The organism is Pelosinus sp. sgz500959 (assembly GCF_042610375.1).
Classification (GTDB): domain Bacteria; phylum Bacillota; class Negativicutes; order DSM-13327; family DSM-13327; genus CTSoil-075.
Window position 1 is genome coordinate 402,997 of sequence record NZ_JBGJZL010000001.1, and the last position, 12,668, is coordinate 415,664.

The 12,668-nt window shown below is 37.7% G+C and carries 9 protein-coding genes; all 9 read right to left on the reverse strand.

The genetic code is table 11. The annotated features are described in order from the left end of the window. Positions 1-13: 13 nt before the first annotated feature. Positions 14-1,444: an L-fucose/L-arabinose isomerase family protein gene (locus tag ACAN52_RS01785; RefSeq protein ID WP_378951303.1), complete on the reverse strand. Its 1,431-nt coding sequence runs from the start codon at positions 1,442-1,444 to the stop codon at positions 14-16. A 30-nt stretch (positions 1,445-1,474) separates the two neighbouring features. Next, positions 1,475-2,494: a LacI family DNA-binding transcriptional regulator gene (locus tag ACAN52_RS01790; protein WP_378951306.1), complete on the reverse strand. Its 1,020-nt coding sequence runs from the start codon at positions 2,492-2,494 to the stop codon at positions 1,475-1,477. 314 nt (positions 2,495-2,808) lie between these two features. After that, positions 2,809-3,417, reverse strand: a complete 609-nt coding sequence (locus ACAN52_RS01795) for a guanylate kinase (protein WP_378951309.1) — start codon at positions 3,415-3,417, stop codon at positions 2,809-2,811. Between the two features lie 17 nt (positions 3,418-3,434). Beyond that, entirely contained in the window at positions 3,435-4,907 is a 1,473-nt protein-coding gene (locus tag ACAN52_RS01800) for an aminotransferase class I/II-fold pyridoxal phosphate-dependent enzyme (RefSeq protein ID WP_378951312.1), read from the reverse strand. Positions 4,908-5,098: 191 nt separating this feature from the next. Further along, entirely contained in the window at positions 5,099-6,229 is a 1,131-nt protein-coding gene (locus ACAN52_RS01805) for a sensor histidine kinase (RefSeq protein WP_378951315.1), read from the reverse strand. Positions 6,230-6,384: 155 nt separating this feature from the next. Continuing rightward, the gene (locus ACAN52_RS01810; RefSeq protein ID WP_378951318.1) at positions 6,385-7,584 is read right to left on the reverse strand and encodes a CpaE family protein; all 1,200 of its coding nucleotides are present in this window, start codon (positions 7,582-7,584) and stop codon (positions 6,385-6,387) included. Positions 7,585-7,841: 257 nt separating this feature from the next. After that, a complete protein-coding gene (locus tag ACAN52_RS01815) occupies positions 7,842-8,987 on the reverse strand; it encodes a type III PLP-dependent enzyme (RefSeq protein ID WP_378951321.1) in 1,146 nt (381 codons plus the stop codon). Between the two features lie 158 nt (positions 8,988-9,145). After that, the gene (locus tag ACAN52_RS01820; RefSeq protein WP_378951324.1) at positions 9,146-9,838 is read right to left on the reverse strand and encodes a response regulator; all 693 of its coding nucleotides are present in this window, start codon (positions 9,836-9,838) and stop codon (positions 9,146-9,148) included. 39 nt (positions 9,839-9,877) lie between these two features. Then, a complete protein-coding gene (locus ACAN52_RS01825) occupies positions 9,878-12,568 on the reverse strand; it encodes an ATP-binding protein (protein WP_378951327.1) in 2,691 nt (896 codons plus the stop codon). Between the last annotated feature and the right edge of the window lie 100 nt (positions 12,569-12,668).

The following is a 12,668-nucleotide window of genomic DNA, read 5'->3' on the forward strand; positions in this document are numbered from 1 at the left end:
CCCCCTCTAGTCATTATTTTTTGCCACGTAAAAAAGCTTCAATTTCTGCTTTCGTTGGATCTACGGGGTCAGGATTGAGGCCAGGTATATATTTGCATGCTTCATATAGAGCCGGAATAACGTCATGATGTATTCCTACACAATGATGGACATAAGGTCCTGTCACCAGTTTTTCTTCCCATAAAGGCCAATCATTGACTTCTATCCATAAGTAAGTTCCCCGCGTAAATGCTCCTTTGATACCAGTGGCTTTACCCAAGAATAATGAATATTCGCCATGATCACCATCAAATCGAACGATGGATACGTCCCCACCTTTAATTTCACTTTCATGGGTGCCCGGCGCATGCTCATCGAATAAGAAATGATGTCTAAATTTCGGTGTAGAATCCTCCGCCACCAAGGAGATCGGGAAATTCCCGCAATGAAATAATAGTTCGCCGTTATCATTTTTATCATCACGGACAGTTACATCTGCAAAAAATGGTGCTGTTGTATTCATAGCTGCTGCTTGAGTCATAACAGCTGTAATGGCGCCATGTATATCCGTTTCACACACTGCCGGTATTCCTTCATCCGTTAAGAGAGCATTAGCCAGACAAGGCATGACACCAATACTTTTTTGCAAAGCCGTCCAACATTGAATCGCCATGGCAGAGCATCCATGATCCTTTATTAATTTTGATAAGGCCACTTTCAAGGCCGCTACCCGTTTGATAGAAGATTCATCAACTTCACTGCAATCTAGTTTTGAGACAATCAATTCAATTGTATTTTTCAGTTCTATACTATTTTCAGCTTCCGCCTCTTCTGTTAAATCTTTAATATCTTGTAACGTGACTGGATAAATTTCCACACCAAATTTTTCGAGAAGTTCCCCTTCATTACAAATCATTGTCCAAAAGCCAGCAGGACGTGTTGATACTTGCAATATTCTTAAATTTCTGATTTTTTTAACGACATTACTGGCAGCAATAAAATTCTTAAATCCTCTAGTGAACACTGGGTCTTCTAAGGTGCTATTTACAATATAAGTATATGGGACATTAAAACGTCGTAGTACTTTACCTGTCGCGAATAATCCACATTGAGTATCACGCAAACGACTACCATCTGCCAGAGGCGCCTCATCTCTTGGTCCCCATAAAAGCACGGGTTTTTGCAAGGCTTTAGCAATTCGTGCTACAGTATCTTCTGTACCAAAATTACAATGGGGGAAGAAGACGGCATCAACATCGGCTTCTTTAAAACGTTTGATAATTTTTTTTGCATCCTCATCATTATCAAAGAGCAAACCTTCTTCATTGATGCCTTCAAGATCGATAATTTCAATATCAAATTGAGAAATTTTATCTAATATTAGGTTCTTAAATTTATGGGCATCTTCTTTACTAAACACGAAACGTCGTGTAGGTGCATAGCCAAGCTTAAACTTTTCTCCCATATCATCTACCCCTTCTATATTTTTTTACATTCATATTGATGATTTCAATTCTAATACACTATCTCGAATCATCAGTTCTGTATTAACCTCAATCTTTTGTGTAATTCGGTCTCTGCCAAATTCGATATTATAAAGTAATCTTCGAACGGCTGCTCCGCCTATATCCTGTTTGAACACTTTAATTGTCGTCAGACGCGGGCTCGTAATTTCACAAAAAGGCATATCATCAAAACCCACAATGGATACATCCTGGGGAATTTTAATGTCTCTCTCCTTCATCGCCCGCATAGCACCAAAAGCAATAATATCATTATCGGCAAAAAATGCTGTCGGCAATTTGATGTCGTCTTTTTCCAATTGTATCTTCATATCACGATAAGAACCTTCCATAGTAGGTTCTAAAAAGAAATCAAACTGTGGATTAAAATCGATTTTACAATCATATAATGCATCTCGAAAGCCCATTTTACGCTCATTGAAGTTATTAATAAAAACTGCGCTATGAAGATGGCCAATTTGCCTATGACCCTTTTCAACTAGATATTTTGTAGCTTTATAAGAAGCATCCATATTATTAATCAGCACACAATCAAAATCTTCGCCTTTAAAATGGCTATCCAATAATACGATTGGTATGCTAACCTCGCGGAAAGAAGTTAAATCATCTAGCGACATTTCCGTGGCTAGGATAATCAGCCCTTGAGAATGATCGGCATGAACCATATTGATAATGTCTTCACACTCACTATGATATACATGGGAAATCAATAGATGATATCCTTGGTTTCTACACTCATTTTCTATTCCTTCAATCAATGATGAAAAGAATGGGGTATCAGAAACAACAAGACCATGTTTTTTGTAAATGATAAAGCGAATACTTTTTTGTGTGTTATTGATAGTAGATTCTTTAAAATAACCTGACTCTTTAGCAATTTTTAAAATTTTTTGTTTGGTGTCCTCACTCACACCTTTTCGATCATTCAATGCATTGGATACTGTCGCTGGCGATACGCCGACTATATTTGCTATATCGGTAATATTCATCATCTTGCTCCTCTTAATTTGGATAGTCATACTACACATATATTAGCATTTATCCATACCGCCCACCAACCAATATTTAAAAACTAGCAGGCAAACTATAAATCCACCTCCGTTAATTATTAATTCTTTTTATTCACTCAATTCAAACTATTTTCTTGTTGACTTCATTATAAAATATAAACTAAAAACTAGCAATACTTTTAATTTAAATTTTAGTATTTTTTAATCTTATTTTTAGTGTATTTTTATCTTTTTTTAATGTTATTTTACATATTTCACTACAACTACTCTTTATAAAGAAAAACCACCATTTCCCATTAGGGATAAATGGTGGTTTTAATCACTCGCGAGATATCGAGCTTAATACGATTCATACATTCTTTCAATTTTTCATTCCGATAACGCTTTACGATTCCACAATCCTGTAATCTTTTAGTATTAAAGTCAATACTATCCGCCAGAAATCTTCGACATAATTCATCATAATTAGGAACTTCTTGTTTCTTCTCTCTTTTTAACGCTCTTTCGAGCCTGACTCCATCATCAACTGTAATATAAAAGGGAACCACTTGTTCAGGACCAAAATAACTACGTAGGCTTTCATATGCTTCCAGGGTTACAATCAACAAATAAAAGGCCTGCTCCTTTAAATCAATTTGTCCATCATCAATTGTGCAATAAGACCACGTACCATTGATGGTTTTATACTCCCTTTTCTCAATAATTTTTCCTGTTTCTTCATACTGTCTTAGCATTTCTTCATCGATGAAATTGTATTCAATACCTTGTTTTTCATTTTGTCGAATGGGTCTTGTGGTATAAGATATGACAGGCTTTAAGTTTAAGTCTTTTTCTTTTACTAATTTTTTAAAAATCGTATCTTTCCCAGAACTACTTTTACCAATGATGCAAAATATTTTCCCCATAAAAACCTCCTTATTTTTCAGGTGCAACTTACTACTTTTATGATCTTTAATGTACAATCTTCTGGTCCTGAAATATGCATACCACCTTGTTGTAACCGACGACAGTAATCAATAATCTCTTGAGTAATACGTTCACCTGGACATAATAAGGGAATACCTGGCGGATAAAAGGTCACGATTTCGGCACAGATCATACCCGCTGATTCATCAAAAGGAATCATATGGGTACTACCAAACAAAGCATCCCGTGGCGATAAAACACCTTGAGGAGCTGCGGGATAATGAGTATTCTCCCATTTTTCTTCTATAGGTTCAATTGGTTTTGTATACTTTAGAGCTAGATCGGCCAAAGCTGCTAGAAGCACCCTCACTTCATCCTCATCATCACCTAAGGTTATCATAAAAAGAAGATTATAAATATCGGAGAGTTCCGCTTGAACTTTATATTCATGACGTAAGATTTTCTCAGCTTCAGCCCCTGTTAATCCTAGGCCTTTCACTGTCACTGTCACTTTTGTTGGGTCAATCTCAAAAACACCAGGATTACCGATCTTTTCATTACCAAAACAATATAAACCAGCAATTTTATTGATTTCTTCTCGCACCCAATTTGCCAAATCAATGGATTTTTCTATTAGTTTTTCCCCTTCTACCGCCATTTGCATGCGAGCGACGTCTAAGGAAGCTAACATAATATAGTTTGGACTACTGGATTGGGTCAGTTGCAACATGGATTTTAAATGTGGAACACGAATTCGTCCTTCTCGGCAATGAACTAAAGACGATTGAGTCAAAGCACCGATAATTTTGTGACTACTCTGAGCACAAATATCAGCTCCAGCATCAAGAGCTTGCAGCGGCAAACGAGGACTAAATTTAAGATGCGGCCCATGAGCTTCATCCACCAAAACCACCATCCCACTCTGATGAACAATCTCCGCAATTTGCTTTAGATCCGTTGCGACTCCATAATAAGTCGGATTGATGATAAGTACAGCTTTGGCATCAGGATGCTCAGCCACAGTCGCCTTTACTGTTTCTGGCGTAACCCCCATGGCAATCCCCAAATCATGATCAATTTCCGGTTGCATAAATATCGGAATAGCACCGCTTAAAATAATACCACCAATAATAGAACGATGAGCATTGCGTGGCACAATAATTTTTTGGCCTGGCCCAGCCGTTGCTAAAATCATAGCGTAAATACCGCCTGTTGTACCATTAATGACAAAAAAACTATGATCAGCACCATATAACTGAGCGGCTAGTTCCTGGGCATCTTTTATACAGCCGTAAGGTTCATAAAAATCATCTAATTCTTCAATTAGCGCTAAGTCTAAAGCCAAGGCCTCTTTGCCAATTAATTGTTCTAACTTGGAATGCATACCCTTTCCTTGCTTATGCCCTGGCGTATGAAAAGGAACGACCCCATCATTTACATAATATTGCATGGCAGCCAGCAGAGGAGTATCTGTTTGCTTAAACCTCAAAATCTTGCCTCCCCGAACAGTTAATTTTTTTACTTTGCATATTATACCCTAAATAAACTCCAGAATGATACTCTATCTACATTGATTTTAATATTATCGATGGAATACCAATAAAACTATGGGATATTCCAATCATAACCAGAGCAAACTGGCTGACTAGAATACCCCATATCAATCTCCTACTACTATTTCTATTGCAATTTTACTTTAATTGTTATTTTAGTACCTGTCCCCTTGACAGATTTAATTTGTAAATCACCATTTAAAAGAGTGATTCGTTCACGCATTCCAACTAGACCAAAACTCTCACTGCCTACATTCTCTACTGTATCAAAACCTTTTCCATTATCTTCAATAGTCACAATAAACATATCCCGTCGAAATTCCATTACAATATTAATGACACTGGCCTCTGCATGCTTCTCAACATTATTAATCGCTTCTTGAATGGTTCTAAATAAACCAACTTCCACATAGGAATCCAGCCGCCGTTCTTCCCCAAGCACTCGCACTGCTGAGATAATACCACTACGCTCTTTACCCATATCCAAAAACCGCTTGACAGTAGGTATTAATCCTAAATCATCTAATGTCATCGGCCTTAGATCAAAGATAATTTTACGTGTTTCTTTAAGACAGACTCTTACTTGTTCTCTTAAATCAGCAAGTTCCTTTTTGGTCCGTACCATATCAATGTCAATCAGTCTTTCGCAAACTTCTGCCCGAAAAACGATATTAGCCATGGCCTGAGCTGGTCCATCATGAATTTCTCTAGACACTCTACGTCGTTCTTCTTCCTGTGCTTTAATAATTTTGGAGCCAAATAGCTGACTTTGCTGCATGGACTCAATTTTCAGTACCACACCGCCCATCTGATCTCCTAAATAACCTAAAACTGCCCCTACTTGAGTTGTTAACCCTTCAGCCTTGGCCACAGTTTCCTTCATCGAACGTAGCCTAATTTCCATTTCATCTCGTTGCCGGCGTAAATATTGCTCCTGAGCTCTGGCTACTGCTAATTCCACCTGAATATTTTTAGCATCATCATAAGCTGCCTTAATATCATCTTCTGAATTTACCCGAAAATTGCGACTGACCTCCATTAACCTAAGCCTGGTACGTCTTTCTTTTTTTTCTAATTCATCCACGATAAAAATAACGTTAATGGTTTCTTGCTTGATACGTTCTACATCTTTTTTTACATTTTCTACTTCATTGCGTGCAGCTTCATAAATTTCATAAATCTGATTCTTACTTGCTTCTACAGCAGTGATTGTTTTTTTTACAATAGCATCTAGTGTCTTTGTATCTAATTTTTCCATAAAGTCACCCTAACAATCATTTATATTAATAAATTGCCATTCGCTAAAATATAGCTTTATACCTGCTAGATTTTCTACAATATAATACTTCATCATCACTATTTTATATTATATATCAATATTAATAATTTTTCGAATAACCTTTATGATTTTCCTTAGCAAAATAGCTGTTTCATTCGACTAACTACGCCTTCTGAACCTACTGAAGCCAATGGAAAATCCAACTCTACATTGGCAATTACCATCGCCAGTTTTAATACTTTCTGGGCGATTAAAGTTTCTGGATGACTCATTACAAAAGGAATTCCTCTGTTGACCGACCCTAATACGGTTTTACCGTCGCTAGGTAAGGTAGCAATAAATTCATAGTGTAAATTTTCTTCTACCTCATGCGTCTGTATACCACCTTCAGAGTTTTCTCGATTAAGCACCACTTTTATCCGTTCTGATGAATAGTTTAGAGATTCCATAATTTCTAAACATAACTTTACATTTTTTATCGATGGCAAATCAAGAGATGCGAGCACTAATATACAATCAGCAGCATCGAGGGAACAGAGAACTGTCTCGTTAAAAACTGGAGGAGTATCAATAATGATGTAATCAAACATATGACTCATTGTTTTTAAAATCATTGCCAGATGCTTACCTGTAATAAAACCAGCCTGTTCAGGGCGCAAAGGCGCTGCGAGAACTTTGACCTTATCATTGTAATCAGTCAAATATTTTTCTAGGAGACTAGGGTCTAGCTGATCAATATCTCGTACCAAATCAAAAATCGTGACCTGTGGTACGATATTTAAAAATAAAGTCACATCACCAAACTGTAAATCAGCATCAATAATTCCTACACGGGCCCCTAAGCGATTGGCTAACGCAGCTGCCAAATTAGTGGTAATTGCGGTTTTACCCACACCGCCCTTCGTACTGAATACAGTAATGATTTTACCCTTTTCAGGGTTTTTCATTTCATTTTTTGATCTATCTCTACATATTTGCTTTATCGCATGTATCAATTCATCACCAGCAAATGGTTTAATTAAATAATGTTTAGCACCAGCAATCATAGCACGCCGTAGATATTCTTCTTCTCCCTGTACACTCATCATAATAATATTAGTACTAGGCACCTCAACACTGATGATTTCAGTAGCAGTAATACCATCCATACCAGGCATATTAATATCCATTAAAATTACATCAGGTTGAGTTTGTTTTGCTTTTTCAATTGCTTCTACAGCTGTTGCAGCCTGCCCAATCACAGTTACTTCTGAATGAAATTCTAATAATTTGCAAATATTTTCTCGAATATCTTGGACATCATCAACAATTAAGATCTTTATTTTTTCCCCCATCTTTGTTCCCTCCTAAAAGGTCCTCTTTTTGAAATTTTTTTATTTCAATTTTAGCTTATTATCAATATGTATTTTCATTTCTTTCGATCTGTCCTTCTTTATTATAAATGTTTAGTAACATTTAATCATGAACATATGGTCTTAATTTTCCAGAAAATGATAGGTCTTTTATCCTGATCTAACATAATTTTTTTATTAAAAGGATACTAAAAAAGGGAGCAAATCCCTTAACGAAATTTGCTCCCTTTTTTAGTATCTTATTTTAAGCCCAAAGTATCTTTTACTTCTTCCCATATCACGATTGGTGTTTTGGCAAAACCGTTAAAGACAGTTGCTGATGCGGAGGTATAAGCCCCACAATTTGGTACCAAAATTAAATCACCAATATCAAGAGGTGTAATCATCTTATCAAAAAACATAATGTCGAGAGAATCACAACTTGGTCCAGCAAAAGTAGCTGGTATTTTCTCTCCACTTTTAAATGTTTCTAACTCAAAATCCCAATGATCAAAAATAACCCCAGAGAAAGTCCCATATAAACCATCATCTAAAAAATACCACTGATTTCCATCACGCCGTTGAGTTCCAATGACACTGGTAATCAAATTAGATACTGTACCACACATAAATCGTCCTGGTTCAGCCCATATTTCAGTGTCTGGAAAATACTGAGTAACAGTTTCACGAATCACTTTAATCATGGCACTTATGTCAATGGTCTCAGTAATGGATGGAATCGGAAAGCCGCCTCCAATATCAAGGATACGCATATTAAATCCTGCTAACTTTGCTTCATCAAATAAACGACGGCAAATTTTCAATGCCGCAACATATGCATTTGCACTAGAAGATTGACTCCCTACATGGAAACATAAGCCTGCTACATCAAGGCCTTGCTCTCGAGCTAGTTTAAGTAAATGCAGCGCATCATCAGGATGAGCACCAAATTTTTTATTTAAATCAACTAATGCTTTTGGATTATCCACCCTTACTCGTAAAAGCACACTGCCACCAGGTATGGCCTTAGCCATTTTACTGATTTCACTCTCACTATCAAAGGTAAATTTATAGATACCCGTTTCTTTAGCGACCTTAAGTCCATTTGGAGTTTTAACAGGATTCGCATACACCATACGTTCTGGTTCAATACCAACCTCTGTCAAGAACTGCATCTCTCCATCTGAAGCCACATCAAAATACGAGCCGAGTTCAGCTAACTTCCGAATAATTCCTTCATTAGGATTGGCTTTTACCGCATAATATAACTTAACGCCTGGTAAATTTTCCTCCATAAAAGCATAGTTGCGTTCCACTTGTTCTGTAGACACCACTAGTAATGGTGTACCATATTGCTCAGCTAATTTTTCAACAGCCACTTGTGATAATTTCAAATAACTATTCATATCCCTCTCCCATCCTCGTTGTTATTTTTTTCTGCATAAAAGTCTCTTTGTCTATGTTGTCCATTCTATAAAAAAGTAACGATATGATTGTACCATACACCGCCAAAAGTGCAATAAAAATTTCATAAATAAAAGACTTCCATTTTCATGGAAGTCTTTTATTTGCCGGTCATTAGCCGATAACCAACACCAGATTCAGTAATGATGTATTTGGGCTGAGCTGGATTTTCTTCAACTTTGCGACGTAATTGCCCAATATACACTCTGATATAATGGGTATCTTCATTATAGGCATTACCCCATACAGTTTTTAATAAATACTTATGAGTTAAAACCTTGCCAATATTTTGAGCAAGAACTTTCAAAATTTCATATTCTGTAGGTGTTAATTTAATTTCCTTATCGCCTCTCATCACATGCCGTGCAACTAAATCAACAACCAAGTCACCACAGGTTAATATAGGAGCATTATCAGCGATTACAGCATGACGCAAAGCAACACGTAATCGCGCTAACAATTCGCCCATACTAAAAGGTTTTGTCACATAATCATCGGCTCCAGCATCAAGAGCCTCAATTTTTTCACTTTCCTGATCGCGGGCTGTCAGAATAATAATAGGTACCGTTGACCATTCTCGAATAACGGCTACTACTGATTTTCCATCAACATCAGGCAAGCCTAAATCTAGTAAAATTAAATCAGGTTTAAAAACGGCTGCTCGGTTAATTCCCTCCTGCCCAGTTTTAGATTCGTCTACTTCATAACCATGGGCAGTTAGGGATACTTTAAGTAGTCTCCTGATTTGGGGTTCATCATCAATGACTAAAATACGTGCCCCTTTTTCCAACATTCACACCACCTGTTTATATACAAAAACTACTTTTTCTTATTATAACATATGAAAATCTGGTTGTTCACCTAAGGGAATAGAAAATGTCATGATCGTCCCACCACCAAGCCTATTTTTCGCATGAATGTACCCGCCATGAGCTTCAATAATTCCTTTGCAAATTGATAAGCCAAGCCCTGTACCACTGACACTCTTAGGTTGTTCAACACGGTAAAATTTATCAAAAATTCGATTCAAATATTCAGGTGGAATACCCGCCCCTCTATCTGCTACGGACACTTCGACGACTGTTTCTTCCTGACTCGCGGTAATGGTAATTTCGCCACCGTTCATTGAGTACTTACAAGCATTATCCAGTAAATTAATCAGCACTTGTTCCAGTAAGACACAATCAGCTTTTATCAAGGGTAAATCTTCAGGTATATTAATTAAAAGTGATCGACCTTCAATACACTCTGCCACCCTCCTTAAAGCAATACCAATCACATCTTCCATATCACACCAATCCTTTTTCAATTGCATCATACCACTTTCCAAGCGAGCAGTATCCAAAAGATTAGCGATTAATCGATCCATGCGATTGGCTCCCTCTTTCACAGTTTCTAACAATTCTTTGCGATCTTCACCAGAATACACACCATCTGTATCGAGTAAACTAGAAATAGCACCAATAATGGATGCGAGGGGAGTTCGGAGTTCATGAGAAATCGAATTAAATAATGCCGTCCGCAGTTGATCAGAAGCTACCAATAACGCCGCTTGCCTTGCTTGTTCAGCTAAATTAACACGTTCTACAGCAATAGCTGCCAAACCCGCCCATGCTTCAATTAATCGTCTCTGAAAAGGATTTAGCATCTTGCCTTGAATATGAATACCCAGTACACCGACAGTATTGCCACTTGTCATTAGGGGCACATACATATACCTAGCACCTGGTAGTGTTTCAGTACAACTTCCAGCAACTTCGCTATGTTCATAAGCCCAACTGGCTACGGATAGTTCATTTTCGTCAATCCCAGTTCCCCTCGTACCAGCTTCTGCTGTTAACATCAATTTATTATTTTTTTGTGGTAAAAATACAGCAATAGGCCGTTCCAAGGTTTGTAAAGCTTGGTCAACTAAATTGCGTACAATCACATTAACATCTACGACAGCTGCAATTTCACGACTGAAATTATATAATCCTCTTGTGGAAGTTTCTCTTTGTCTGGCCAGTATAGCTTCTGTTCGCAATTTTTCAGTCTGTTTGCCAGTAATAAAAGCTACCAACAAAAAAATCGGCAGATTCCAAATATAGCGAAAATCTGAGATAGTAAAACTAAAAATAGGCGGAATAAATAAAAAATCAAAAACCAATACACTTGCGAATGCAGTTAAATAAGAAGGGCCTTTCCCCCACCAAACTGCTGATAACAGCACAGGTAATAGATATAACATGATGATATGTACAGGCTCTACATAATCAAACCACCACCAATTGGCAATGGTAACTAAAATGACCATCAGTAATCCTGTAACATAATTTCGCCATGGAACAGCAGGAGAAACTGGTAACGTTTTAACTTTAGGCTCATCTTTCGCCTCTGTTTCACCCTGGATGACATGAATATTCATCCCGCCGCTGTAGCGAATCAGTTTGTCAACGACAGCTCCGCCACTTAACCACTCCTGCACGCGCCCTTGCAAGGGTTTACCAACGACTAAATGAGTGACATTATGTTCCCGAGCAACAAATAAAATTTCCTCCGTCAAATCCTTACCACACACACTGAGGGTTTTTGCACCCAATTCTTCTGCCAACTGCATATTGCGAAAAATACGATCTCGTTCCTTCTCACTCAGACCTAATCGTCGCGGTGTATCAATATGTACTGCCAATAATTCTGCCTGCAACCCTCTAGCCAAACGTCGGGCAGCTCTAATGAGCTGTGCTGAAAAGGGACTGGCACTCACACAAACCATGACTCGCTCACCAGCTGGCCATGGTCCTGTAATATCATGTTCCTGCATATATTGATGTAAATCTTTATCTACACGATTTGCTGTAAATCGCAGGGCTAATTCTCGTAAGGCGTTAATATTACCTGGCCGAAAAAATTTATCTAACGCCACCTCTGCCTGCATAGGCATATGAATTTTGCCTTCTTTTAACCGTTTAATCAGTTCATTGGGAGGAACATCAATCAGTTGAACTTGATCAGCCTGTTCGACAATACGATCAGGAACGGTTTCTAGGACTGTTACACCAGTAATCTGAGCCACAATATCATTTAAGCTTTCAATGTGCTGTATATTTAAGGTGGTGTATACATCAATCCCTGCATTTAATAATTCTTCCACATCCTGAAACCTACGAACGTGGCGTGATCCAGGCATATTGCGATGTGCGAGTTCATCTACAAGCACAACCTTGGGTCTGCGCTCCAAAATAGCATCAATGTCCATTTCTCGCAATATTTCACCTTGGTATTCCATCTCTTTGACGGATAGACAAGGTAAGCCCTCAACCATTCTTTGTGTCTCTGGACGATTATGAGTTGTTATCCAACCAATAACAACATCCATACCATCTTCGAGCATTTCATGAGCCAACTCTAACATAGTATAGGTTTTACCCACACCTGCCGCCGCTCCTAATAACACTGTCAGTTTACCTCGACTATCCTTATTCCCTTTACATGATGACGAATCAAAATCGGTATATGGATGTTCCTTACTCTCGTCAGACATATTATGGCCTCCATCTTACTTATAACCAAATACAAATAGCACAAAGGAGAAAATTATCACGTTCCTTTGTGCTTTGTGGCTTTTCATTCAATTATACTAC